This window comes from Paenibacillus sp. SER-28, from assembly GCF_052906305.1.
Genome location: NZ_JBRECM010000007.1, coordinates 172,447 through 197,366 on the forward strand (window position 1 = coordinate 172,447; position 24,920 = coordinate 197,366).

At 47.1% G+C, this 24,920-nt stretch carries 21 protein-coding genes and 1 riboswitch; of the genes, 13 read left to right on the forward strand and 8 right to left on the reverse strand.

The window, feature by feature from the left end:
* Positions 1-21 precede the first annotated feature (21 nt).
* Together feoB and ACUYLD_RS17520 are read right to left on the reverse strand one after the other, a co-directional pair.
* The gene (feoB, locus tag ACUYLD_RS17515; RefSeq protein ID WP_250260415.1) at positions 22-2,031 is read right to left on the reverse strand and encodes a ferrous iron transport protein B; all 2,010 of its coding nucleotides are present in this window, start codon (positions 2,029-2,031) and stop codon (positions 22-24) included.
* Positions 2,022-2,267 (reverse strand): FeoA family protein, encoded by a 246-nt coding sequence (locus ACUYLD_RS17520; RefSeq protein WP_016820309.1) that lies wholly within the window; start codon positions 2,265-2,267, stop codon positions 2,022-2,024. The genes feoB and ACUYLD_RS17520 overlap by 10 nt, the downstream gene beginning before the upstream one ends.
* A gap of 280 nt (positions 2,268-2,547) precedes the next feature.
* Between ACUYLD_RS17520 and ACUYLD_RS17525 the strand changes: the two genes are divergently transcribed.
* Positions 2,548-3,675, forward strand: a complete 1,128-nt coding sequence (locus ACUYLD_RS17525; RefSeq protein ID WP_250260416.1) for a transglutaminase domain-containing protein — start codon at positions 2,548-2,550, stop codon at positions 3,673-3,675.
* 47 nt (positions 3,676-3,722) lie between these two features.
* Complete coding sequence (locus tag ACUYLD_RS17530) at positions 3,723-5,099, forward strand: MFS transporter (protein WP_250260417.1); 1,377 nt, start codon at positions 3,723-3,725, stop codon at positions 5,097-5,099.
* 118 nt (positions 5,100-5,217) lie between these two features.
* Here ACUYLD_RS17530 and ACUYLD_RS17535 read toward each other — a convergent pair whose 3' ends face one another.
* Both ACUYLD_RS17535 and ACUYLD_RS17540 read right to left on the reverse strand, forming a co-directional pair.
* On the reverse strand, positions 5,218-6,684 hold the full coding sequence (locus ACUYLD_RS17535) for an amino acid permease (RefSeq protein ID WP_440723593.1): 1,467 nt from the start codon (positions 6,682-6,684) through the stop codon (positions 5,218-5,220).
* A gap of 134 nt (positions 6,685-6,818) precedes the next feature.
* Positions 6,819-7,021, reverse strand: a riboswitch (Lysine riboswitch).
* Between the two features lie 121 nt (positions 7,022-7,142).
* Entirely contained in the window at positions 7,143-8,276 is a 1,134-nt protein-coding gene (locus ACUYLD_RS17540; RefSeq protein ID WP_250260418.1) for a virulence factor, read from the reverse strand.
* Between the two features lie 416 nt (positions 8,277-8,692).
* On the opposite strand from ACUYLD_RS17540, the gene ACUYLD_RS17545 reads away from it, so the two are divergent.
* The 4 genes from ACUYLD_RS17545 (at position 8,693) to ACUYLD_RS17560 (ending at position 12,406) form a co-directional block, all read left to right on the forward strand.
* The gene (locus ACUYLD_RS17545; RefSeq protein ID WP_446675625.1) at positions 8,693-10,039 is read left to right on the forward strand and encodes a cytochrome ubiquinol oxidase subunit I; all 1,347 of its coding nucleotides are present in this window, start codon (positions 8,693-8,695) and stop codon (positions 10,037-10,039) included.
* The gene (locus ACUYLD_RS17550) at positions 10,036-11,067 is read left to right on the forward strand and encodes a cytochrome d ubiquinol oxidase subunit II (protein ID WP_103050321.1); all 1,032 of its coding nucleotides are present in this window, start codon (positions 10,036-10,038) and stop codon (positions 11,065-11,067) included. Before ACUYLD_RS17545 ends, ACUYLD_RS17550 begins: the two co-directional genes overlap by 4 nt.
* A 6-nt stretch (positions 11,068-11,073) precedes the next feature.
* Complete coding sequence (cydS, locus tag ACUYLD_RS17555; RefSeq protein ID WP_007432143.1) at positions 11,074-11,184, forward strand: cytochrome bd oxidase small subunit CydS; 111 nt, start codon at positions 11,074-11,076, stop codon at positions 11,182-11,184.
* Between the two features lie 211 nt (positions 11,185-11,395).
* Entirely contained in the window at positions 11,396-12,406 is a 1,011-nt protein-coding gene (locus tag ACUYLD_RS17560; protein WP_025718701.1) for an MBL fold metallo-hydrolase, read from the forward strand.
* Positions 12,407-12,625: 219 nt separating this feature from the next.
* Here the strand turns inward: ACUYLD_RS17560 and isdG are convergent, their stop codons facing one another.
* The 4 genes from isdG to ACUYLD_RS17580 are packed head-to-tail and all read right to left on the reverse strand — an operon-like array spanning position 12,626 to position 15,754.
* On the reverse strand, positions 12,626-12,976 hold the full coding sequence (gene isdG / locus ACUYLD_RS17565) for a heme oxygenase (protein ID WP_069290392.1): 351 nt from the start codon (positions 12,974-12,976) through the stop codon (positions 12,626-12,628).
* A 1-nt stretch (position 12,977) separates the two neighbouring features.
* A complete protein-coding gene (locus tag ACUYLD_RS17570; protein ID WP_061831482.1) occupies positions 12,978-13,769 on the reverse strand; it encodes an ABC transporter ATP-binding protein in 792 nt (263 codons plus the stop codon).
* On the reverse strand, positions 13,766-14,764 hold the full coding sequence (locus tag ACUYLD_RS17575) for a FecCD family ABC transporter permease (RefSeq protein ID WP_446675626.1): 999 nt from the start codon (positions 14,762-14,764) through the stop codon (positions 13,766-13,768). Before ACUYLD_RS17575 ends, ACUYLD_RS17570 begins: the two co-directional genes overlap by 4 nt.
* A 9-nt stretch (positions 14,765-14,773) precedes the next feature.
* Positions 14,774-15,754, reverse strand: coding sequence for an ABC transporter substrate-binding protein (locus ACUYLD_RS17580; protein ID WP_446675627.1), 981 nt, complete (start codon positions 15,752-15,754; stop codon positions 14,774-14,776).
* 398 nt (positions 15,755-16,152) lie between these two features.
* Between ACUYLD_RS17580 and isdC the strand changes: the two genes are divergently transcribed.
* From isdC to ACUYLD_RS17615, 7 genes are all read left to right on the forward strand, one after another.
* Positions 16,153-16,668, forward strand: coding sequence for a heme uptake protein IsdC (isdC, locus tag ACUYLD_RS17585; protein WP_028541839.1), 516 nt, complete (start codon positions 16,153-16,155; stop codon positions 16,666-16,668).
* A 72-nt stretch (positions 16,669-16,740) separates the two neighbouring features.
* On the forward strand, positions 16,741-17,208 hold the full coding sequence (locus tag ACUYLD_RS17590; protein ID WP_446675628.1) for an NEAT domain-containing protein: 468 nt from the start codon (positions 16,741-16,743) through the stop codon (positions 17,206-17,208).
* A gap of 32 nt (positions 17,209-17,240) precedes the next feature.
* Positions 17,241-17,738, forward strand: a complete 498-nt coding sequence (locus ACUYLD_RS17595) for an NEAT domain-containing protein (RefSeq protein WP_446675629.1) — start codon at positions 17,241-17,243, stop codon at positions 17,736-17,738.
* 89 nt (positions 17,739-17,827) lie between these two features.
* On the forward strand, positions 17,828-21,820 hold the full coding sequence (locus tag ACUYLD_RS17600) for an NEAT domain-containing protein (RefSeq protein WP_446675630.1): 3,993 nt from the start codon (positions 17,828-17,830) through the stop codon (positions 21,818-21,820).
* Positions 21,821-21,978: 158 nt separating this feature from the next.
* Positions 21,979-22,938, forward strand: a complete 960-nt coding sequence (gene isdE / locus ACUYLD_RS17605) for a heme ABC transporter substrate-binding protein IsdE (protein WP_446675631.1) — start codon at positions 21,979-21,981, stop codon at positions 22,936-22,938.
* 14 nt (positions 22,939-22,952) lie between these two features.
* Positions 22,953-23,936 (forward strand): FecCD family ABC transporter permease, encoded by a 984-nt coding sequence (locus ACUYLD_RS17610; protein WP_069290386.1) that lies wholly within the window; start codon positions 22,953-22,955, stop codon positions 23,934-23,936.
* On the forward strand, positions 23,926-24,705 hold the full coding sequence (locus ACUYLD_RS17615) for an ABC transporter ATP-binding protein (RefSeq protein WP_250266677.1): 780 nt from the start codon (positions 23,926-23,928) through the stop codon (positions 24,703-24,705). The genes ACUYLD_RS17610 and ACUYLD_RS17615 overlap by 11 nt, the downstream gene beginning before the upstream one ends.
* Positions 24,706-24,920: the final 215 nt, after the last annotated feature.

Genomic DNA, 24,920 nt, shown 5'->3' on the forward strand with positions numbered 1-24,920 from the left:
TTATTTACTATAGGGCCTGACTTAACCCCAGCCTAATAATCTGCCACATTGATAGATCAAAACGGCGATGATATATGCGACGGTCAAAGGATAGATCACAGAAAATGCGGTCCAACGCCACGAAAGGGTTTCTTTACGAATGACCGCTACCGTAGCCAGACACGGAACATACAGCAGAATGAACACCATAAAGCTAAAAGAGGCAAGCGGTGTAAAGGCCTGTCTGACTTGTAGTTCAAGTCCCTGCATATCGGGAACGTGGTAAATAATATTCATCGTTGATACGACAACTTCCTTGGCCATAAAGCCTGTGAGCAGGGAAGCTCCTGCTTGCCAGGTGCCAAAACCGAGAGGGGCCAGTAATGGAGCGAACCAACCTCCAACGGTGGCAAGCAGGCTGTCATTCATTTCTGCCCCGAAGCCCTGCGGACCGAAATTGGACAAGAGCCAGATGCCAACGGAACCTGCAAGAATAATGGTTCCGGCTTTACGGACGAAGCCTTTGACCTTCTCCCATGTGCTGCGGAATAGTGTAAGAGCCTGCGGCACTCGATAGGGAGGAAGTTCCACGATAAAGAGGGAGGGCTCACCCGACAAAATGGATACTTTGGAAAAAATTTTGGCAAGTATAAGTGAAACGATGATTCCTAACACATACATCAGCATGATAATGCTTGCCGCATGTGTTGGGAAAAACACACCCGCAAACAACGCATATACCGGCAGGCGGGCTGAACACGACATAAAGGGCACCAGCAACGTGGTAATGAGACGTTCTCTGGGCTGTTCAATGGTGCGTGCCGCCATGATCGCAGGGACATTGCAGCCAAATCCGATGATGAAGGGAATGAAGCTTTTCCCGTTCAAGCCAACGGCTTGCATCAGGCGATCCATGAGTATCGTGACCCGTGCCATATAACCAGAGTCTTCGATCACTGAAATTATCAGAAATAAAATAGCAATTTGAGGCAGAAAAACAAGCACACCCCCGACTCCAGCCACGATGCCGTCCACGACTAGACTTTGCGTAAAAGCAGACGCGTTCAAGTGAACGAGTAACTCAGAAATCCAAGTGCTGAGTGTCCCTGAAAAAAATCCATCCAGCATATCTGAAAGGATCGTACCCGCCCAATCGAAGGTGAACTTGAAGGTAGCGTACATCAGCAGCAAAAAGATCGGAATCCCCAGATACCGGTGAGTTAATAGTGCATCCAGTCTATCCGTCAGGCTGTGCGGTCTGAGTTTGGAGGTGTCGAGTGCCTTGGTGCACAAATCAGCAATCCATGCTGTTCGTACAGAACGAATACGCTGAGCAGGGGTGATGGCATGGCCTTCACCGAGAAGTTCTTCCTCACAACGGTGGATGCGTGCAGTTACTTGTTCACGCTGTACCTCATTCGTCATCCATTCCATGACGACAGGATTGCCTTCCAGACATTGCAGTGCGGCCCACCGCAGTTGCGGCACAGGTGCATTTGGCAGCAAGTCGCAAATATCGGTAATAGCAGCTTCAACGGCAGGGCCGTAGTCCAATTGAAAAGCATTGGATGTACGTCTTACCTCCCGAAGAGAAGCGAGCATTTGCTTACTTCCACTGCCTGTACGCGCCACCATAGGAATGATGGGAACGTTCAATTGATCGGCTAACAATTCCTTGTTTACACGAAGACCCGTGGCATCGGCTACGTCAGTCATGTTTAAGCCAAGTACAAGCGGACGGCCATACTCCAGTAGTTGTACGGTCAGATAGAGATTACGCTGGAGCTGGGAGGCATCCACAATGTTGATCAGGGCCGTAGGAGGTTCTTCCAGCAAATATCGAGTTGCGACACCTTCATCCAGCGAAAGAGGGAGTAAAGAGTAGGCGCCCGGCAAATCCACCAATACGGCAGACTTGTCACGCAGGATTCCTGTTTTCTTTTCCACTGTGACGCCGGACCAGTTTCCTACTTCTGCATACGTACGAGTCAGCTTGTTAAATAATGAGGTTTTTCCTGTGTTGGGATTACCGAATAGAGCGATCATGTCCATGTTGGAACAACCTCCAGTTGTTTCACCTGATTTTGGCGAAGGCCGACCAGCTGGCCGTTGCATTCAATGACAATAGGACCGCCCAATAAACTGATTTTTTTTAACCGTATGATGGAACCTTCGTTAATGCCCATGTCTGTTAAACGGCGGCGCAATGAGGGATGAAGAGGGGCAAGAGATTGCAAACGCACAGTCTGACCCAGTGGCGTACGAAGGAGTGAGATACATTCTGGCATGGTGCTCAGCCTTTCTGATCTAGAATGAGAATCAATATCATTTACTTCCGATGCCAGTACCATATCATGAGGAAATCTAGATTGCTGTGATAAAACTCTCTACGAACGACATGTTTGCTCATTATCCGATCTGTTATATAGCCGAGTATGATGTCACAACCTGTCTTGAACTGCACCCTTACTCGTCTGCAACCGACAAAACTAGAGCGTTTGGGGCAACTGTTTTTATGGTAAGATATAGCTGTTTACAACTATGCTAAGAAGGGCAGGAACGCTCTGTATGAACAGAAAAATCGGGGTTAGGCTTGTAAAATGTCTGGTTGCGGGTGCAGCGCTGGCTGTGTTGCTGCCGCAGGCTGTGGAGTGGGGCAGCAATGTGTATGCGACGTCGGTTAAGCCGGCTCCATCCGTATCATCGCAGCAGCTTCAGAACAAGCTTTTACAGGCAATGGCTACGCGGAGTGAAACGCTGACCTTTACATATCAAGGGCGAGTGAACGGTCTCAAGCAGCAATTACAGACGGCCATCCAACAGGCCATGGAGAGCGATCCGTATGTAAATTATACGATCAAAAGTTACGCATTCAGCTATACAGGCACAACGACCTCCGCTCAGGTTACGATTCGTCTAAGCTACCGGGAGACGAAGGAACAGACAGCATATGTGGATAGCACAGTTAAAGCGGTGCTGGGGGATATTATTACGAAGGGAATGACGGATCATGAGAAGGTAAAGGCCATTCATGATTGGATCGTCGTTCGCCTGAAGTATGATGAAGCACAGCAAAAGTACACAGCCTATGATGGCCTGAAAACGGGAAGCACGGTCTGTCAGGGTTATTCACTGCTGGCCTATAAAATGCTGGAACGTGCAGGCATTACGAACCGGATTGTGGAAGGAAGAGCAGGGGGCCAGCTGCATGCATGGAATCTGGTTTTATTAGATGGTCGATGGTATCACATGGATACGACATGGGATGATCCAACCCCGGATCGCGCGAACGAGGTAAGCACTTCATATTATCTGCTAACGGATACCGAAATGCGGCGGGATCACTCATGGGTTAAGCCGTATCCTCAAGCGAATACATCGTATCGGGAAACCTTGTCAGCACTGGTAACTGCCGGAGGATCAAAGGCTGTTGTGTATCAAAAACTGTACAATACCCTCGAATATCCGCTGCAAGACGGCAAGGGTCTGGTTAAATCATCTGCCGACATTAAGGAACAGGTACGTAAGATTGTAAATAAGGGAGGGACGACACTTACCTTTGCCTATCAGGGAACGGAGCGAAGTCTCAAGGAGGATTTACAATCCTTATATCAACTCGGTTTGAAATCCATTTCCTATCAGATTACGGATCTAGGAAGTACCGGCAATCTTCGTGTAACCCTGAAATGGACCTAATCATCTTGCTGTAAAAAGCTACATTAACAAAGGAGTATTTTATTTATATGCACAAGCGTTCCTTTACCTATTTGCTTGGCACGCAGACCATGTCTAATGCGGCCGACATTCTTTACATTATGGCACTTGTGTCTCTGGTTTTTCATGAAACGGACTCCATCTTCTCTTCGGTGCTCGTTCCATTGCTGCGAATGGGAGCACAGATGATCAGCGGCTTTTTAGCACCGCTCATTTTGGCCCGATTCCAGCTTCCTTTTATTTTATTCGTTTCTCAGTTCGGACAGCTGGTTTTCTTCGCTATTCTGCTGGGCCACTTGTGGTCAGCGGGTACGGAGCCGATATGGGTGATTGTGTTTACGTTGGTGGCAGCCATGTCCTTTCTGGACGGCTGGACCACGCCTGCACGTAATGCGCTGATTCCCCGCCTTGCGTCCGGGGAAGGACTCATGCGGGCAAACAGTCTGGTGTCGGTCAGCGATCAGACGGTGCAATTAGCGGGGTGGGGGCTTAGTGGTGTGCTCGTAGCCATGCTAGGCTCGGAAAAAACACTGCTAGTGGCTGGCGGACTCTATATGGTAGCAATGATCTTCACCAGCTTGATTCGAGATCCACTAGAGGGCAAAGCCCATTATTTGCTGCAACCTGGAACAAGGGTACGAGGTGGAGATGTTTCGGTTTCCGAAACTGGTACTGAGCCCGGGCAAGGGCATCATGACTTGCCCCCTTCACAGTTGGAAGATACACTGTATGGCCCGGAATCAGAGAGCCCCGCACTACCTCCCAAACGTAAAAAGGAAATACTTCGTGAGGGCTGGAGCCTTATCGGAGCCAGTCGCAGACTGAAAGCTCTTATTTTTATGGATATGATTGACCTTCTAGGGGGTTCGGTTTGGGTAGGCGCGTTCACGCTTGCTTTCGCCCAGCAGGTTTTGCACAAGAGCGAAGCATGGTGGGGATACATCAATGCAGCGTATTTTGCAGGAGCGATTGGCGGCGGCATCGTTGTCCTCGCCTGCGTCAAGCATTTGCAGCGCAGGCTGCTGCCCGCCATGTTGGCGGGGATGGCAGGTTATGGGCTGCTGACAGCATGGTACGCACTGAACACATTACCGCCGCTGACGCTGCTTATCGTGTTGTTGATGGGACTACCTGCGGAAATGTCTGTCGTATCCCGCCGCACGATGATGCAGATGAGTGTGTCTGTACATGATTTGCCCAAGGTGCTGTCTGCCCAGGCCACACTGACAAGTTTGACCTTTTGTATTTCGCTCCTGTTAATGGGCTGGATTGCAGATCATCTAGGCATCGTTAATTTGTACTTGTTTTCTGCAGTGCTGACGCTGATTGCTGTTATATATGGTGTTTTTAGTCGTCGTGCCTTATCCATGTCTTTGTCAGCTTCATTGGAACCTTCCTCCAAATAAACAGAAAAAGCCCGTCTCCGGGCATATACAGGTGAAAATGCGGATAAATGGTCTTGGACCAGGCTTACCAGCGTGTTTTCCCTGATATGTGGAGACGGGCTTTTTTTACTGTTTTCTATTATTTATCCGAAGAAGCATCTGGACTCAAATCACATTCTTTTAACGGAACGATTTTAGTACGTTTGATCCATTTGTAGCCGAGCCACAGCAGAAGGAACAGCGGCACACTCATATACGTAGCGATCATTGTTTTCCAGTCAATCTCCTGTCCGGTGAAGGCATCCGCCCCTTGCCCGATAATGACAATGATACACAGAGCGAAGGCGAACAACGGCCCAAATGGGAACCAGCGGGCTTTGTATGGAAGCTCACTCAGACTGTGACCCTGTGCAGTAAAGGCACGGCGGAAACGATAATGGCTGACTGCAATCCCGACCCACGTAATAAATCCGCACATTCCAGAGGCATTCAGCAGCCAGTTATAGACTACACCGTCTCCATACAGGGAGGCGAGAAAGGCTAGCATACCGACAGCGGTCGTGATCAGCAGCGCGTTCATAGGAATGCCGCGTCTATTGATACGTCCGAGGAAACGCGGGGCTTTACCTTCCCGTGCCAAAGCGTATAGTACCCGAGTTGCCGCGTACATACCCGAGTTACCTGCCGACAATACGGAAGTCAAAATAACGGCGTTCATAACAGAAGCAGCAATCGCAAGCCCTGCTTTTTCAAATACGAGCGTGAACGGGCTGACCCCGATGTCACTGATATCTCCCCGCAGCAAATTTGGATTGGTGTATGGAATGATCAATCCAATCACGAGAATCGCGAGAATATAAAAGAACAGGATGCGCCAAAAGATTTGACGGATGGCGCGCGGCACATTTTCACGCGGATTTTCGCTCTCTCCAGCGGCTACCCCAATCAGCTCCGTTCCCTGAAAGGAAAAGCCCGCTGCCATGAATACACCCAGTACAGCAAAGAATCCGCCATGGAACGGGGCATCTCCTACCGTGAAGTTGGCAAAGCCGACCGCAGGACCACCCATAATGCCGAAGATCATCAGCACACCTACGGTCAAAAAGATGACCACGGTCACAATTTTAATCATGGCGAACCAGTATTCAGACTCACCGTAGCCTTTGACTGTCAATGCGTTCAACGCGAAGATTACGGCTAGGAATAACAGACTCCACCAGGCAGAGTGGCTTTCCGGGAACCAATATTTGATGAGCACGGTCGCTGCTGCTAATTCGGCAGCAATCGTCACCGCCCAGTTGTACCAGAAGTTCCAGCCCATGGCGAAACCAAAAGCCGGATCGACGAAGCGACCTGCATAGGTGTTAAAAGAGCCGGATTCAGGCATAAATGTAGCCAACTCACCGAGGCTGGTCATAAGGAAGTAGACCATGAGGCCAACTGCTGCATAAGCCAGCAGCGCACCGCCGGGTCCAGCTTCGGCAACCGCGCCTCCGCTGGCGAGGAACAGGCCCGTACCGATAGAGCCGCCGAGGGCGATCATCGTCATATGGCGGGCTTTGAGACTTTTACGCAAGGTTGCATCAGATGTTGCTTTGTGTTGCACGTTCAAACACTCCTTCATGAAATTGTATTTCATGTCAGGGCAAGAGCCAGAAGGAGGGGGAGTATATAAATCAAAAAACCGCAGGGAATACGCCTGCGGTTTTGTCTATGCATTCCGCACCATACCTTCTTCTATAACAAGATAGCTCAACACACGTGTCTGTGTTAGGACAGCGTGTGACAGTTCTGCTCCTTTCGGTTAGCAGCCCCAGCATTCGGAGTATTTACAAAGAGTTAGCTCCGCATACTTCGGCGGGTGTACCTTTCCACTGGAATCTCAGACGGCTCTTATCGTCTCCTCCGGTGTACTGATTACATCCGCGACCTCTACCTCATCATAAAACAGGGTTGATGAGGTGTATGACATGATATTTTATTGTATAGCGAACTACAGTATATCGTACCTGTACATCTTCTGACAATCGACAATTTTTTGAAAATCACTCGTAGAATCTTAAATTAAGAGTTCCGCTTGGCCATCTGCTGCCAAACTGTGCCCGCGGCTTGTTCGCCTGATTCGATGCGTTCCAGCGCCATTTTAGCCTGCAGACTAACCTCGAATTCGGGATCATCGACAGCCTTCTCCAGCGCATCACGTGCATCCTCGGTTCCAACCTCGTATAAAAAACGTGCCGCTCGCCAGCGCACCAACTTGCTGCTATCCGACAGGGCTCCGATCATTGCGCTGGTAGCGACCGGGTCGCCGATGTCTGACAACGTGTCGCCTGCGGTGCGGCGTACTGCCGCCGAAGGATCGCGCAGCGCCTCGGCTAGCAGATCCATCGCCTCCGGTGAGCGAATATCGCCCAGATAGACGACGCCCAGCCGCCGTAGCTGCATTTTGTCATCATGCAGCGCTTGCCGGATAAGCGGCAAATGCTCAGGCGTCGGCTCCAGCCGATCCAGCGCAGCGTAGCGTGTGCGCCAATCCTCGTGCTGCAGGGCCTTCTCCAGCTCGGCATCGCTCCATTCGCGGCGTTCCTCTACGAATTCGCTGTTGTTTGCGCCGTGGGCAATCGCCTGTTGGATAATCTGCTCCAGCCGCTCTTGCGGAAAGGCTGCCTCCAATTCCTGCTCGACCTCGCGTGCAATGTCCGGCAGTTCACCGTAGCGGACGCCGTAATCACTCAGCTTGCGTTCCTTGATCAGCGTTGCACTCGCTACACGGGTAACGGCCTGCACGAAGCGGTCGGACAAGGAAATTCGCTCCTCCTGCTGCCCCGCCTTGACTCGGATTTGCATTGGAATACCACGAAAAAATTGCACAAAGACCTGTGCTTCGCCAAATGCTTCTCCAGAGGTTTCCTCTGGCAAATCCCAATTGGCGTCAGCGCCTTCCTCGCCTAGCCGATCCCGGACTTGACCCAGAATGGTGGACCAATCTGCATTCCCTTTGCGGTCAAGGGCTACAAAGTCAGTCGTATGAAACACGCTTTTGACCCCTTCAATGCCCAGCATGCGCCGGATAAATGGGGGAGCGGAACGCTCATTGTCCCGTGTATATGTTCTGCGGATACCCGCTTCCAGTCGCTCATCCAGATGCAGCATCATGGTGTTCGGACTGGGAGTAGGCTCGATAGATGTTATTTTCATAGCTCAGTACAGCCTCCTGTTCAAAAGTTCTCCATATATAGCTTATCTGTATTGTAACTCATTCTGCGAATGTCTCCAAAGATAAGTTCGCGTATACAGGAAAAACACAATGACATATCTCACACTAATTCAGGTAAACACTAAAAAGAAATACTGCTACATTCAATGCAGAAGCAGGGTTAAAACTCGATAGAATGAACCAAACTGTGAATAGGTTACCAAAATGCGCCAATAGATAAGTGAAGGAGGCGTTCCTATGTTCCGCAAGCAGGAAAGAACGCTCATTATTGTATGTATAGTAATTGCGGCCATCATGCTATATGCCGTAATTAAAAGCATAGCTCGCTTGACTCCTTAGTTGGTAATCCAGAGTGATCTGCGATGTTTAAAATGTGAAATGAAGGAGTGAAACCCATTTGTCTTCACTGGACCCTGTATTGCTAAGCCGGATGCTGACCGGAATTACCCTGTTTGTTCATATCGTATTTGCATCCATCGGCGTCGGCGTACCCTTAATGATTGCACTAGCAGAATGGCGCGGGCTGCGAACTGGTGATCCGCATTATACACTGCTGGCCCGACGGTGGGCGCGAGGGTTTGTCATTACCGTTGCCGTGGGTGTCGTTACAGGCACCTCGATTGGTCTGCAACTCAGCTTGCTTTGGCCCACCTTTATGCGGGTGGCTGGACAAGCGATTGCGCTGCCCCTGTTTTTGGAGACGTTTGCTTTTTTCATCGAAGCTATATTCCTGGGCATCTACTTGTATACCTGGGATCGGTTTAAAAGCAAATATTTTCACCTGATGCTGCTCATCCCGGTAGCGATTGCCTCGTCTGCCTCAGCGGTTTTTATTACGACTGTGAACTCGTTCATGAACCAACCTCAAGGCTTTACACTCAAAAATGGAGTCATGACAAATATTCATCCCATCGAGGCTATGCTAAATCCGGCTACGCCAACCAAAGTGTCCCATGTATTGGCTTCTTCGTATACATTGAGCGCTGGTGTGCTGATGGGGCTGGCTGCTTACAGCATGCTGCGAGGGCGTAATCACCCTTATTTTAAAAAGGCGCTAAAGCTGACTGCCACATGTACCATTGTGTTTGCCATCAGCACCGTGATGATCGGAGACGCATCCGGTAAATTTCTGGCCAAATATCAGCCGGAGAAGCTGGCTGCCGCCGAATGGCATTTTGATACGATGACGCACGCCCCCTTTGTATATGGCGGATACATGGATAAAAACGGTGAAATCAAATATGCCTTGAAAGTGCCTTATGCACTTAGTGTGTTGGCTGGTAATTTGCCCAGTACGGAGGTTAAGGGATTAAATGACTATCCGGTGGAGGAGCGTCCGCCGCTGTCTATTCATTATATGTTTGACCTCAAAATCACCACAGGAGTGCTGATTCTCGTCATCCCACTGCTGTATCTGATCCGTAAGCGCCTGCCAGGCCGCAAACCGTACCCCAGATGGCTGCTGTTGGCGCTCATTCTGGTCGGGCCGATGGCGATGGTAGCTATTGAGCTCGGATGGATGTTTGCGGAGGTCGGTAGACAGCCGTGGATTTTACGCGGATATATGAAGGTGTCCGAAGCAGCGACCACTTCTACGAGTGTCGGGTGGATGCTGGTGTTGTTTGTTATTTTGTATCTGGTGTTGTGTTTCTCGGCCATTAAGGTACTCAGCAAGCTATTCCGCAATAAGGATGCGGTGGAAGAGATAAGGCAGCTGGGCCTGGAAGGGGCTGAAGGCAGGTGAGCTATGAAATTGTAGGTATCGCCATTTTGTGGACGTTCCTATTCGGATATTTGCTTGTGGCATCCATTGATTTTGGTGCAGGTTTTTTCAGCTTTTACAGTGTGTTAACAGGCCACCAGAACAAAATCCACAATATCATTCAACGGTATCTATCCCCAGTGTGGGAGGTAACAAACGTATTTCTCATCTTTTTTGTGGTGGGATTAAACGGGTTCTTCCCGGATGCAGCATATTACTATGGTACGGCGTTACTCGTTCCCGGCAGTATTGCGATTGTGCTTCTCGCCATCCGGGGAGTGTATTATGCATACAATACGTATGGGCATTCCGGTAAAAATAATATCGTCTACATGGCGTTGTACGGTGCGACAGGGTTGCTGATTCCGGCGGCACTGTCCACAGTTCTCGCTATTTCGGAGGGCGGCATTATTGTAGAAAACAGTACAGGTGTACACCTGCAATGGGGTCAGCTATTAAGTAATCCCTACACGTGGGCGGTTATTATTCTGGCGCTGGTGAGCGTGCTGTATATTTCGGCGATGTTTTTGGCCTATTATGCCAAAAGGGCGGGAGACAAGGTCGCTTTTGAAATCGTACGGGGATATGCGCTGCTTTGGAGCGGTCCAACGATTGTTGCGAGTCTGCTCGCATTCTTTCAGATTAACAAACAAAATCCAGATCATTTTACCAATATGCTGAACATAGCCTGGATGTTTGTTGCATCCTTCATATGCTTTGCAGGAGCAGTTTATCTGGTATGGCAGCGGCGGCATCTGGGGGTTTCATTCATATTGGTGATGCTGCAATTTGCATTTGCCTGGTATGGCTACGGCCGCTCGCATCTCCCGTATGTTCTGTATCCCTACATTAATGTCTACGACAGCTTTACAAATTCTACGATGGCGTATGCGTTGATTACGGCGTTTGTTGCGGGTCTGCTGGTGCTGATCCCTTCGCTGATTCTGATATTAAGATTGTTTCTATTCGATGCAAAATATGTGCGCGGACATGAAGGGAAGAAAGGGTGAGTTAGAGTGGCTGCTTTCGAGCATTTTACGATTATGTACGAGTCACCTATCATTATTGTCGTGGCGATTGTGTTTTTGTTTATTTATTCGGCACGCTTTAAAAATCCACAGGACTGACAACTACAGGTGGAACAGGCCTTCCTGATTGATACGGGAGGTCTGTTTTTGCTGTATTATCGCAGAATTTCCTTTACAGACGTGATTGAATTATACTTTACATATATCAGGATGTTGCATCATTTCATGTTCACACTCAAGTGACAATATATAGTTAAATTGAACCGCTGTGTTTTTTGGAGAACGGGTTCATCAGGGAGGGAGCTGCATCATGCCCAAAGTACGTTTTAACAATATGGATCATGTAAATACCGATAAAACAATCAAGCAATTCAGACAATGGCGGCAGGAGCGACGCAGCAAAATAAAGGATTATACGTTCGTTGTGCCAAACCATCCCCCGGAGCTGGAATTTCTGCATAGCAATCGGGAGATGGCGACAGCCACCTGGGTGGGACATTCCACCTTTTTCATCCAGTATCTTGGGCTGAATATCGTCACCGATCCGGTATGGGCAGAGCGTATGGCTTTTGATAAAAGGTTGGCTCCGCCCGGCATTCGTATTCAGGATGTACCACCACTGGACATCATTCTGCTGTCTCATTCCCATTATGATCATTTACATTTAGAATCGTTGCGGAAATTATATCGTGCAGATACGTTGATGCTTGTCCCCTCGGGGTTAAAGGCGAAAATGATCCGCAAAGGTTTTCGTAACTGTCATGAGCTGCAATGGTGGGAGCATTTTACGGTAGGAGGGGTACGATTTACGTTTGTTCCAGCCCAGCATTGGACACGACGCACGCCGTTTGATACCAATACTTCGCATTGGGGTGGATACGTTCTGCAAAGTGAACAGCAGGTGATTGGCTCTGCCACGTCCGTCACGGAATCCAATCCTCATTCTAGTGCAGACTCAGAGGATGCACCAACGTTGTATTTTGTGGGAGACACCGGATATTTTCGTGGGTTTAAGGAGATTGGCGAGCGCTTTGCCATTGATCTGACCTTTATGCCGATTGGCGCGTACGAACCGGAATGGTTCATGACCTCGCAGCACGTGACACCGGAGGAGGCATTGCAAGGGTTTGTAGATTGTGGCGCAGATCAGATGATTCCGATGCACTACGGAGCCTTCAAGCTGGCGGATGATACGCCAAGAGAGGCGCTGGACCGGCTCGAAGCGGAGCGTGAGCGTATGGGTATTGCGAAGGAACGCATTCATGTTCTTGGGCACGGAGAGACGCTGAAAATTGGACGTCGCTGCTCAACTACAATCTGAGGAATTCGACATAATCCTTATATAAGAGGATTTTGCAAAAATCCAATAAGCGACTTCCAATGAATAAGATATAGATCGAAATGTTTTAGTTCGTCTATATCTTGTACTTCGGAGCGACTGGAATCAAATTTTGCAAAATCCTGATAAAAAAAGCGGCTCGGCGGACAATTAATTTTGCCTGCCGAGCCGCTTTTTTTGGTTTTTAGCTATAATGCAGGATTAAACTGCTTCGGAATCACTTGCCAAAGAGGAATCGCTGTTGGCGATGGGATGACGAACGATTTTAACTTCATAGAACGTGATTTTATTTTCAATAATATAGTCCGGAATTTGACGATGGCTATGGGATTCGCGGAATGCTTTGCTTTTCGTCCAGCCTTGGAAGTTCTCTTTTTCTTTCCAGCGTGTACTGATGGTTACTTCCTCATAATCTTTCGTGTTTTCAGTCAGCAGTACTTCCAGACCGAGAAAGCCCTCCATTTTTTCAACTTTTCCTTCTTTGTTAAATCTTTCGATGAGTAAATGTGCATTGCCCGGTGTGATTTTAGATGTATTTGTAACGATAACCATATTAAATTCCTCCTGAATGATGTGGTATGGTCGGTATAATAACCGGATAGCCATCCTCAAATTTGATGGTAGCGTTCATTTCATAAATGTCGCGAAGAAAAGCAGACGTCAAAATCTCACGGGGTTCGCCGGCAACGGCGATTCGTCCCTTTTTAAGTGCAATCATATGATGACAATAGGCCGCAGCTTGCTGCAAATCATGCAGTACCATAACAATCGTCAAGCCGGACTCGTGATTGATACGCCGCAGCATATCCATAACTTCAAATTGGTGGGCGATATCCAGAAAAGTGGTCGGTTCATCGAGCAAAAGAATACCTGTTTGTTGGGCCAAAGCCATTGCAATTCGCGCTTTTTGTTGTTCACCTCCTGATAGAGTATGGAACATTCGATCTGCATAGGGCTGGATGCCCGTGATCTTCATGACATGGTCCACGATTTGCTGGTCCTGTCCGGTATGGCGTACCCTCAAGCCTTTGGCATGAGGAGATCTCCCGTAAGCGACCAGCTCGCGGACCGTCAATAACGGCAGCATATCCTTCATTTGCGGCAGCATTGTAATCGTCTGGGCAAAATCACGCCGCTTGTACTCCTGCACGGGTTTGCCCAGCACGGAAACCTGACCCTGATCCTGCTTGAGCAACCGGGTCATAATCCGCAAAAGCGTGGACTTGCCTGAACCGTTCGGTCCGACGATCGCGGTGAGCTGACCAGCAGGCAAGGTGATATTCACATCGTCCAGCTGGAAATACCCACGTTGTAAGGAGATATGCTCACTCTGAATGGCTGTCATCCGAAACTCCCCCGTTTCTTGAGCAGGATTAAGAAGAACGGTGCCCCGATGACGGCTAACAAAATACCTACAGGCAGTTCAATCGGGTCAAACCAGGATCGTGCCACTGTATCTGCGAGGACAACCAGCGTTCCACCGCCTACAATGGAAAGGGGGAGGAGGAAACGATAATCTTCCCCGATTAGCAGCCGTATGACATGGGGAACGACCAGCCCTACAAAGCCGATTAGCCCGGCTACACTGACCGCTGTACCGGCGAGCAGGGCAGACAGCAGGATAATGAGCATACGTTGAAGCTCTACTCGCTGACCCAGCAGCTGTGCTGAATCGTCGCCCAGCAGCAGTAAATTAGCAGGTTTAATTGCAAAGAAAGAGGCGATTAATCCAATGATGGCGTAAGGCACCATGAACTCTAGATGATGCCAGCTTCTTCCGTTTAATCCGCCGGATAGCCAAGGAAGAACGGCCTGTACGCGGTCGCTGTACATGACCATTACGCCGTTGGTGAGTGCGCCCAGCAGCGCGTTGATCGCAACGCCAGCGAGCACAATTTTGACAGGCGATGCCCCTCGGTCCCAAGCCAGCAGATAAATGACGATTGCGCTCAGAAAGGCTCCCAAAAAGGCGGTTATCGGAAGAAGGTAGCTGAGCTGTGGAAGCATCACCATCGTAATGACGGCGGCAAGTCCACCTCCAGCCGATACACCAATAATGCCAGGGTCAGCCAATGGATTTTTCATCACACCTTGAAGAAGTGCTCCGGAAGCTGCAAGACAAGCTCCCACCAGTAAACCTACTAATACTCTAGGTAGCCGGAGATCCATCAGGATCGTGCGATATGTAGATTCATCATTATGTAGCAAAACATGATAGATTTCTTGAAGTGGAATCGACACCGAACCGTAGGCCAGACCGTACACAGAGACGGCCAGCAGTAGAATCGGAAGGGTAATCCAGGCGATGGTGCGTCTTCTGGCGCGCTGTAGTTTGTTCATCTCCATCGCCTATTTCGCTGGATACAGCTTTTGATGCATCAAATCCAGCGCTTTAGTGACACGTGTGCCTGGATTCGTACCGAACAGATCTGAAGGTAAAACCTCGACCTGATTGTTTTTGACTGCTCGGATTCCGTTCCAAGCTGCATTTTCCTGCATTTCTTTTATAAATGCGGCTTTAACATCTTCCGTATTGCCGTGGGTCATGATGAAGATGTAGTCAGGGTCAGCCTCGATGATGCGTTCTGTGTTCAGCTGCGCATATTGCGGGAAATTTTGCAGGCCCGGAAAATCAGCGGCGATGTTCGAGCCACCCGCAGCTTCCAGAATGTTTCCACTTAGTGAATTTGGCAGTGCCGCCATATACGTAGACGGGGCTCCGTAGACCAGCAACACCTTCGGTTTGGAGGCAGAAGCGGTTTCCTTTTGCAGCTTAGCTACTTGTTGGTCAATTTGCTGGTTCAGCTTCACGGCCTGAGCCTGCTTTTGCAGTAATTGTCCGAACAGCGTAATTTGCGACTGAATATCGTGAACTGAATTGGCTCCCGTCAGCAGCAGCTGTGAACCGACTCCTTCAATGGCTGGAATGTCTTTTTCATTCATAGGATAATTGCCTAGCACGACATCCGGTTTGAGCATCGTAATTTTCTCCAGATCAACTTCGTGAGTGGAGCCTACTTGCTGAACGTTCTCAGCAGCAGCTACGACGGCTGGTCCATTGGAGTTGGGCCTGCCCACGGCAGTTCCACCCAATGCGTATATAATATCCAGATCGCCATTGCTAAGCGCAATGATATGTTGAGGGACCTTTTGAAACGCTAACGTCCGTTTTGAAAAATCAGTAACTTGAATCGCCGCACCGCTTGTTGTGCCAGAAGTGGCAGATACGGATGCACTGGTTGGTTTGTGATCTGCGGTCAAGGCACCATTACTACATCCGGTAACTGCCAATAAAAGCGCTGCGGATGACCACAACACATAAGATTTCATGTTATTCCTCCTGCAATTTTCAAGTTAAACAATAATGATAATCATTTTCATTTATGTATAAGAGAATGATAATGAATATCACTGAGGATTGTCAATTGAAAAAAGCAAATTTTTAAATAAATTTTGAACTAAAAATAAAAGGGCTATATTCGAATTATAGAAGAAGGAACTACAAATTTTTCTTAAAAAATTGCATATATCAAGGGTTTATGTACATGCAAATACATATTGACATTTTCGAAAAATGTAAGATATATTGGTGATGGGTTTACTTGATTTTGCGAAATTCTGGAATAGAAAGGTGGGAAGACACGGCTCAAAAAGAGCTATTTTTTTTACTTATCAATTGAGAATGATAATCAATTAGTTTATTCTCGTGGGGAGGGACTGCTGTCAAAATGAAGAAGGGGTATTCTGCAATTATTGCTGTGTTTCTGCTGGTGAGTGTGCTGAGCTTTTGGCCAACTTCGTCATCTGTAGTAGCCGCTGCGGCTTCTCCAAAATTGGCGGATGGTACATACACGCTCAAATACAATATCCTCAAGGCAGAAAATGATTCGGTGTCCATGGCTAATGATTATTTTGAAAAACCAGCTAAGTTGTATGTAAAAAAAGGTCAAATGACCATGCAAATTAAGCTGAATCATAGCGAATGGACAACTGGGTTTAAAGTAGATTACAAAGGCAAAATCATCGATACAAAGGTCATCCATAAAGATGCCAAAACTGATACCCGCACCGTACAATTTCCAATTACGAGTGTGAACAGCCCGTTAATCTCTAAAATCCATGTTACTGTCCCTGCGTATAACTACGATCATGACTATACGATCCGCTTCGCTTTTGATTCCAAAAGCGTCAAAAAAATAGCAGCCGTCCAGTCAGCGAAATCAACTAAATCTTCCAAGAAGTAAATTCAAGCCATCTTTATCGTTCATAAAATCAACACAAATTGAAGCATAAAAAATGGAGGAGTGTGTGTAGATATGAATATAGTAATGAATCGCTTTGAGCAATTTTCTTTTAAGAAGGTATTTGTAGCATTGATCATGACAGCGCTTGTTTTTGCACTCGTTGCTCCATTCTCAGCTAAAGCGGCAGCAGCCGACGGCACGTATAACGTAGACTATACCGTTCTGAAGGATCAAACCAATGAAACTTCTCGATTGGATAGCTACCTGACGAAGCCTGCTCAGGTTACGGTAGCTAATGGCAAAAATGTCGTTCGTCTGACTGTGAAAAGCAGCAATCTGATTACAACGTTCAAAGTAGAGCAAAATGGCGTACTGCAAGATGCGACTGTGGTAAGCACAGATACTGCGAACAACACTCGTGTAGTGGAATTCGAAGTTGCTGATCTGAATGCAAAAGTGAATGCTTACGCTGAAATCACAATTCCAGTAATCGGCTACACAGGCAAGTACGATGTACAACTGCAATTCGACGAAATCTAATCCAAAATAAAACGTAAAAGGAGATTAAGAACATGAACATGATTATGAATCGTATGGAAAAATTGTCTTTGAAAAAAGTAATGCTTACTGTACTGATGGCAGCGCTTGTTTTTGTGGTGCTAGCTCCATTTTCTGCCAATAGAGCGAATGCGGCTTTGCCTAATGGAACGTATAACGTTGATTATACAGTGTACAAAGATGGTACCAATGAAACCTCATACATGGACTCAAACGGTTATGTCGCCAAACCCGCTACATTAATCGCTAATAATGGTCAATACAAAGTTAGAGTAGCTATTACTAAAAGTGCTTGGGTCACTGAATTCAAAACGCAACAAAACGGCCAGTATGTGAATGCGACTGTGGTAAGTACCTCAGGTGATACAAGAATAGTAGAGTTCCCTGTAAGTAGTTTTTCCCAAAAATTGAATGTTAAGTTGCATGTAAGTGTGCCTAAAGAATACACTGGCGGCATTCCATATGATCACGATTACACTGTTCAATTTTTATTTGACGAAGATTCCATCTAATAGTGGAGTAATTATACATTGATCTTATACTCATTTGGAATTCTATTGAGCTCCAAATGAGTATATTTTAAGTAGGGGGATTAATACACTTGAAAAGGCAATTAAAAAAATACTTAATGACGTTTGCAGCTATTGTTATGCTGCTCTCAGTTGTTTTCCCATTTGCTCCGACCGTATCTGCTTCTGATGAGACAAGCTCATCAACTGAATCTGGTGTATCCGAGCCCTCTGTGACGCAAGATGTATATCCGATAGAGCCAAGTCCAGAAGAAGTGGTTCCAACAGTAGATGTGGCAAGTGCGTACACAGTAGCAGCCGCAGACTCACAGAGTTCCAGCACTGTGAAGGATACTAATGAATATTCTATTAGCTACGTTGTTAAAAGTGAAAGCAAGGTGTCAGGGGTAGTGACTTCCCCTTATAATGATATGTTCCTAAAGCCAGCTACGTTGACGGTTGAACAGAGTTCTACTGTAGGGCAGGCTACGTATCATATTTCTTTAATTCTCGACAATCCTAATACTCCCTTTACAGATATCGAATTTAGACAAAACGGAGAAACCGTTCCTGCCCATATTTCAGATTTAGTAAAAGGGGAAAAGACGTATGAACCACGAACAGTAACATTTGATGTGTATAATTTGGAACAGAAAATTGATGTGAATTACAATTTAAATAATAGACTCAGACAAAACTGGATTGAATTTGATCCATCAACTATAGCTGTAAAAGAGGGACCCGTAACTCCCCCTACCCCTTCACCTGAGCCGGAAGTTCCCTTGAAACCGGGTGTCCTTAATTTCACAATACTGAAGGATAAATCAGAAGAAGTTTCTGTAATGGACGGTTACGCCTCAAAGCCTGCAAAGCTCGTTCAAAAAGGAGATAAATGGTATATTCAACTGACGTTTAATAACAGTAGCTGGATTCCTTCATTTCAAACAGAGCAAAACGGTAAATTTGTAGAAGCAGCAACTATTTCAGAGGTTAGTGACGCTAATCAGCGTACGGTTGAGTTTGAAGTAAGCAACTTATCCAATAAATTGAATGCTTACACTCATGTGATTGTGCCTGGCTTGGAACTGGGAGGAGTACCATACGATCATTGGTATCATGTTCAAATCAAGTTTGACACAAGTATTACACCTGACCCTAGTGCACCACCGACCTTGGCGGATGGAACGTACTCTATTAACTTTAATGTGCTGGATGCAACAAAAGATCAAGCATCGAGAATGGCGCAATATCTGGTGTCTCCAGGGACTTTGACGGTATTGAAGGGGCAAAAAGAAGTTTCCTTCACCATTAAAGATAGCACCACAGTAACGGAATTCAAAACAGAACAAAATGGAACGTTGACGGATGCGGATATTGTAAGTGAGGACAAAACAGCCAATACCCGTGTGGTGAAATTCAAGGTAGCGAATCTGGATACAGTTTTGAACGCACAAGTCCATATTCTCATGGGTACGTATAGTGCAGACCACAAAATCCGTCTTAAATTTGACCAGCCAGGAACGGACAACGGTTCAACTCCAGTAACGTCAAATCTAGACTTTACGCTGTTAAAAGACGGTTCAAGTGAAAAGTCCATGATGGATGGATATACAGAAAAACCGGGTACCCTGGTTGAACGTAAGGGCAAGAAATATGTACAGTTTACTTTGAAAAAGAGCAAACAGATTGACGGCTTTAAAGTAGAACAAAATGGAGTATTGACCAATACGGCCGTAGTAAGCGAAAATCAAACGGCGAATACACGTGTTATCGAATTTGAGGTTAAAGAAGTGCCTGCCAAGCTGAACGCATGGGTAAGCATCAACTGGCCTGAGTTAAATTATGTGGAAACATATAATGTCGATCTCCAATTAGGAACGGCAACATCCCCGGTTGATCCTGGGACGCCAGGTACGCCCGGGAAGGTTTTAGCTGATGGAACGTATTCAATCCATTTCGATGCATTGCACGCAACAAAGGATCAAAAATCGGGAATGGCGCAATATTTATTATCTCCAGCGACACTGACGGCATTGAAAGGCAAGTATGAAGCCTCCTTTACCATCAAAGACAGCGCCACAGTGACGGAGTTCAAAACAGAACAAAACGGAACGTTGACAGATGCAGATATCGTAAGTGAGGACAAGAATGCTAATACACGTGTTGTGAAATTTAAGGTAGCGGATCTGGATGCTATTCTGAATGCACAAGTACATGTGAGCACGACCTATCCAGGTGGGGTTTATGAGATGGATCATAAGCTTCGTCTGCAATTTGACCGCAGCAGCATTGCGGTAAAAGGAACAGACGGCGGCACAACTCCCGTGACTGAAAACGGCAGATACAGCATTGATTTCTCCGTCCTCAAAAATGGAAGCAATGAAATATCTGTGATGGATGGCTATATGCAAAAACCAGCCACGCTGCTAAGACAGTCCGGTAAAAATGTGATTCAGATCAAAATGGACAAGAGCAGCTGGATCAAAACCTTTAAAGTAAATGGTGCAGAAGCTCCGGTGGTTGAGCAATCGACCTCCGCAGATACACGAACAGTACAATTTGAAGTGCCAAATCTCTCGGATAAAGTGACAGTGAATACACATGTGATCGTACCTGGATTGGATTTGGGTGGCATCCCATATGATCACGTATATGATGTGCAATTTCAATTCGAGCCTGCTACTATTCGCAGCTTTGTCGAGCCTTCCTCTACAGGAGCTACAGATCCTATCGTCAAATTGGATTTTGACAAGCTTGTCAATGGCAAATATGCTTTGAAATTCAGTATCGTATTGTCAGATGGCTCAACAGCAGTGGATTCTCCGGTTCAACGCTTCATCACTGACGAATCGGCGCAATTGGTCGTGGAAGGCGACAAACGGTTTGTAGGTCTGAAGCTGCAAAACAGTAATGAAGTGAAGGCGTTGCGCATTTGGGACAACTCAAGCGGGGACTACCGAGACGCAGAAGTGGCTCAGGAAGATGCAGCAAGCAATACGAAGCACGTTCGTTTTAGCGTAAATGACTTTAAAAACAATGTAAAAGGCCAACTAGTTGTCTACGAAGCCCCTAAAGTGGCAAGTGCCACTCCGATGGTCTTTAAGGCTGAGGATCGGGTAGAGAAGGTATACGATTTTGAATTTAAATTCGATACCAGTAATGTATCTTATCACAACGAAACCAAAGCAGACGAAGTAGAACAGGGGAAAAATAACTTAGCCGATGGAGAGTACACTGCGAACTTCCGTGTGCTTGCAAACGGAACGGATAAGGATTCTTTGGTGGCTCCATTTGTACAGAGTCTGGCGAAGTTGATTGTAAAAAATGGTAAGGTACAGGCCCATGTAACCGTAACGGACAATCAGGCTTTGAAGCTATTCCAAACTGATTTTGAAGGCCGCTATGCTAATCCAACGATTGTGGCTTCCGACACAAAAGGTGACACGCACACTATTGCGTTTGAAGTGCCTGATCTGGATAAAAAGTTGAGTGTGTACACACAGGTATATCTGCCTGAGAAATACATTCTAAATGAGAAATTCGGCGGACAGATTCAATTTGACCGTGCATCGCTTAAAGGTGAGGGAGTCAATGCAGCTACAACTGCAACCGCAACCGAACCAACAGCAGCTTCTACGGACAAGGCAGCAGAAACAACTGCATCTGTGGCTGAAACAAAACCAGTAGTTGAGCAACCGGTTCAAACGGCTTCCGAGAAGCAATACACGATTAATTACAACGTATTTAAAGATAAAACGAGTGAAGCTTCCGTTATGGACGGTTATCTCGACAAGCCAGCTACACTGATTGAAAAGGGAGACAAACGCTATATTCAAATTACTTTGAAAAATAGCTCCTGGATGCCAGCTCTCCAAGTAGAGCAAAACGGTACCCTGAAAGATGTGGAAGTAATCTCGACATCCGGCGATACACGTGTCGTTCAATTCGAGGTAGGGGACTTGTCTCAGAAAATGGGTGCTTACACACACGTCATTGTGCCTGGTTTGGTCCTTGGCGGAGTGCCGTATGATCACTGGTATACAGTTCAGTTCCAATTTGATGAAGAAAGCCTAAAAGCGAAGTAGCCTCAGGTTGTGATAATCAATGAAGTCTGAATAACAGCAAAGTTTGTATGCGAGCAAGTCTTGGTGCCCCGGCATCAAGACTTGTCAGCATTTACATACCCGAAAAGTTGGGGCTCCTACTGTTTTTCTATATTTTGAATTGAGGTGACTGGATTTCCATGAAACGGTATATAGCATTGGCTCAAGGAAGAACGTTTGGTTTGTATATGTTAATCGGCAGCGTGATCTTGTTGCTGGCTGGATGTTCGGGAGGGGCACAGGCCGGGCAGAATCAGAGCGATGGTTCGAAATCAGCGGCAACATCTAATGCAACCGGAAAGTCGTCTGACGGTAAAGCTCAAGCTCCTCGTATTGTGGCGACTACGGTAGCCATTGCGGAAATCACGGATGCACTGGGCCTGGATTTGGCAGGCAAGCCGACAAGCACGAAAGTGCTGCCTGACCGTTACAAGGATGTGCCTGATGTGGGTAATCCGATGAGTCCTGATATGGAAAAAGTGATGTCATTGAAGCCGACGGACGTACTGTCGGTGACGACACTGAAATATGATCTGGAGCCTAAATTTAAAGATTTGAAAATCAATGCCGAATTTTTGAATTTTGAAAGTCTCGCGAATATGCAAAAAGAAATTCAAAAGCTGGGAGACACGTTTGGCAAAGCCGATAAGGCCAAAGAGATTAATGGAGCTTTGGATGCGAAAGTAGCCGAGATTCAACAAAAGATCAAAGGGAAGAAATCCCCTAAAGTATTGATTTTGCTGGGGGTACCGGGAAGCTATCTGGTGGCTACCGAGCATTCCTATATTGGGGATCTGGTTAAAATTGCAGGCGGAACCAATGTGGTTCAGGGCGAGAAGGTGGAGTTCATTGCCCACAATACCGAAGCCTTGCAGCAATCCAACCCCGATATCATTTTGCGCGCTGCACACGGGATGCCGGATGAAGTAGTGAAAATGTTCGATGAAGAGTTCAAAACTAACGATATCTGGAAGCATTTCAACGCTGTGAAAAATGGGCATGTCTATGATCTGCCTGAACCGTTGTTTGGCACAACAGGGAACTTAGCGGCAAACTCGGCGCTGGATGAGCTGATGAAAATGCTGTATCCTTCGAATTAAAGGAAGCTGATGACATGTCCAAAAAAGGTTGGAGCCTTATTGTTGTAATTGTCTTGCTCGTTGGCGTCATGCTGTATTCAGCGATGACAGGCAGTCTCAAGGTGGATTTGAGTCAGTTGGTGACCGGATTGTGGACAGGTACAGATGATCAGGTGAATGTGGTCAAGGACCTGAGACTACCGAGAATTTTCGTGTCCGTAATGGCAGGTGCAGCCCTTGCAGTAGCGGGTGTTTTACTGCAAGCCGTCATGAAAAATCCGCTGGCGGATGCTGGGGTTATCGGCATTTCTTCGGGAGCGGCATTGATCTCGCTGATTGCGGTGACGGTCTTTCCGGCGCTTTATTTCTGGATGCCGTTCTTTTCGTTTATTGGCGGTGCGTTAGCCTGCCTAATGGTTTATGGGTTTTCGTGGAAATCTGGCTTGCATCCGATTCGTCTCATTCTGATCGGGGTAGCTGTGAACGCTATTTTTTCCGGTCTAGGTCAGTCGTTTAACTATCGAGGCAGTTATGCGGTCACCAGCATTAACCAGGTCACTACATCAACCTTGTCTATGAAAAAATGGGTAGATGTCGAGGTTATTGTGACCTATGGCGGGATTGGGCTAATTTTAGCCATGCTCGTGTTCTCTTGGTGCAATTTCTTGTCCCTTCAAGATAAAACAGCTAAAAATCTAGGATTCAATGTAACGCGCGCACGACTTTTGATTTCTGTGATTGCAGTGCTGCTTGCAGCAACGGCTACAGCCATCGCAGGAGTAATTGCCTTTATCGGCCTGCTCGTTCCGCATTGTGCCCGCTACCTGGTTGGCTCGGATCATAAGTGGCTGATTCCATTTTCCGCATTATGCGGCGGCTTGCTGTTGCTGCTCGCGGATACACTGGGGCGGACAGTGCTTGCTCCCAATGAAATCCCGGCTTCTATTATTATGGCCGTCATTGGCGGGCCGTTCCTGATATTCCTGATCAGAAAGGCGGATCGCACCTATGGACATTAAGGATATAACCTTCTCATATGATCGGAAAACGGATCGTCTGCACGCTATTAATGCTGTTATTGAGTCGGGACGGATTACGACCATAATTGGTCCCAACGGATGCGGCAAATCGACGCTGCTCAGCGTGATGTCCAACAATGCTGTTCCCCGCTTGGGCCAGGTGATTCTGGACGGCAAGGAGATAGCCCACTACAAGCCCAAGGAGCTGGCCCGTCAACTGGCAGTAGTCCATCAGCAGAATGAGGCACCTTCCGACTTGACTGTAGAAAAGCTCGTCAGCTTCGGAAGGTTGCCGCATAAGAACATGTTCACAGCGAGACGTGATGAGGATGAGGAGGCGATCGAGTGGGCAATAGCCTGCACTAACCTGGACGAACGTAGAACTCGCACGTTGGATCAGCTCTCAGGAGGAGAACGGCAGCGTGTATGGATTGCAATGGCCTTGGCACAGCGGACGCCAATTTTATTTTTGGATGAGCCGACCACCTATTTGGATATGTACTACCAGCTTGAAATTTTAGAGCTCATTCGGCAGTTAAACCAGGAACATGGACTGACCATCGTGATGGTGCTGCATGATATCAATCAGGCTATTCGGTATAGCGATGTGATGATTGCCATGAAGGAAGGGCGTATTATAGCGAACGGCCCACCTACAGAGGTCGTTACATCTGAGCTGATCCAGGCGGTCTATGACGTGGAGGTCGTAATCAAACAGGATGATGAAGCGGGCATGTACCTCATTCCGATAGGTGTTGGGGTTTCCTGACGTTTACCAGCGCACAGAACAATCAATGCTGCGACTGAATAACGCGTCTGTCCTCACGGCATCTCAACGAATTTAAAACATGAAAATGGTTCTGATCCATGTGTTTGTCAGGTGACAATCGTGGAGACAGAAGCATTTTTTATTTTATTTATAAGATATTGGATGAGATTCAGGGGCGGTTATGCTTATACTACGGTTCGAATCCGATCTTTTGT

What these genes read in the sequence shown, in the direction of transcription:
- feoB (WP_250260415.1), bottom strand. Translation starts at nt 2,031, where the DNA reads ATGGACATGATCGCTCTATTCGGTAATCCCAACACAGGAAAAACCTCA.
- ACUYLD_RS17520 (WP_016820309.1), bottom strand. Translation starts at nt 2,267, where the DNA reads ATGCCAGAATGTATCTCACTCCTTCGTACGCCACTGGGTCAGACTGTG.
- ACUYLD_RS17525 (WP_250260416.1), top strand. Translation starts at nt 2,548, where the DNA reads ATGAACAGAAAAATCGGGGTTAGGCTTGTAAAATGTCTGGTTGCGGGT.
- ACUYLD_RS17530 (WP_250260417.1), top strand. Translation starts at nt 3,723, where the DNA reads ATGCACAAGCGTTCCTTTACCTATTTGCTTGGCACGCAGACCATGTCT.
- ACUYLD_RS17540 (WP_250260418.1), bottom strand. Translation starts at nt 8,276, where the DNA reads ATGAAAATAACATCTATCGAGCCTACTCCCAGTCCGAACACCATGATG.
- ACUYLD_RS17560 (WP_025718701.1), top strand. Translation starts at nt 11,396, where the DNA reads ATGCCCAAAGTACGTTTTAACAATATGGATCATGTAAATACCGATAAA.
- isdG (WP_069290392.1), bottom strand. Translation starts at nt 12,976, where the DNA reads ATGGTTATCGTTACAAATACATCTAAAATCACACCGGGCAATGCACAT.
- ACUYLD_RS17570 (WP_061831482.1), bottom strand. Translation starts at nt 13,769, where the DNA reads ATGACAGCCATTCAGAGTGAGCATATCTCCTTACAACGTGGGTATTTC.
- ACUYLD_RS17575 (WP_446675626.1), bottom strand. Translation starts at nt 14,764, where the DNA reads ATGAACAAACTACAGCGCGCCAGAAGACGCACCATCGCCTGGATTACC.
- ACUYLD_RS17580 (WP_446675627.1), bottom strand. Translation starts at nt 15,754, where the DNA reads ATGAAATCTTATGTGTTGTGGTCATCCGCAGCGCTTTTATTGGCAGTT.
- isdC (WP_028541839.1), top strand. Translation starts at nt 16,153, where the DNA reads ATGAAGAAGGGGTATTCTGCAATTATTGCTGTGTTTCTGCTGGTGAGT.
- ACUYLD_RS17590 (WP_446675628.1), top strand. Translation starts at nt 16,741, where the DNA reads ATGAATATAGTAATGAATCGCTTTGAGCAATTTTCTTTTAAGAAGGTA.
- ACUYLD_RS17595 (WP_446675629.1), top strand. Translation starts at nt 17,241, where the DNA reads ATGAACATGATTATGAATCGTATGGAAAAATTGTCTTTGAAAAAAGTA.
- isdE (WP_446675631.1), top strand. Translation starts at nt 21,979, where the DNA reads ATGAAACGGTATATAGCATTGGCTCAAGGAAGAACGTTTGGTTTGTAT.
- ACUYLD_RS17610 (WP_069290386.1), top strand. Translation starts at nt 22,953, where the DNA reads ATGTCCAAAAAAGGTTGGAGCCTTATTGTTGTAATTGTCTTGCTCGTT.
- ACUYLD_RS17615 (WP_250266677.1), top strand. Translation starts at nt 23,926, where the DNA reads ATGGACATTAAGGATATAACCTTCTCATATGATCGGAAAACGGATCGT.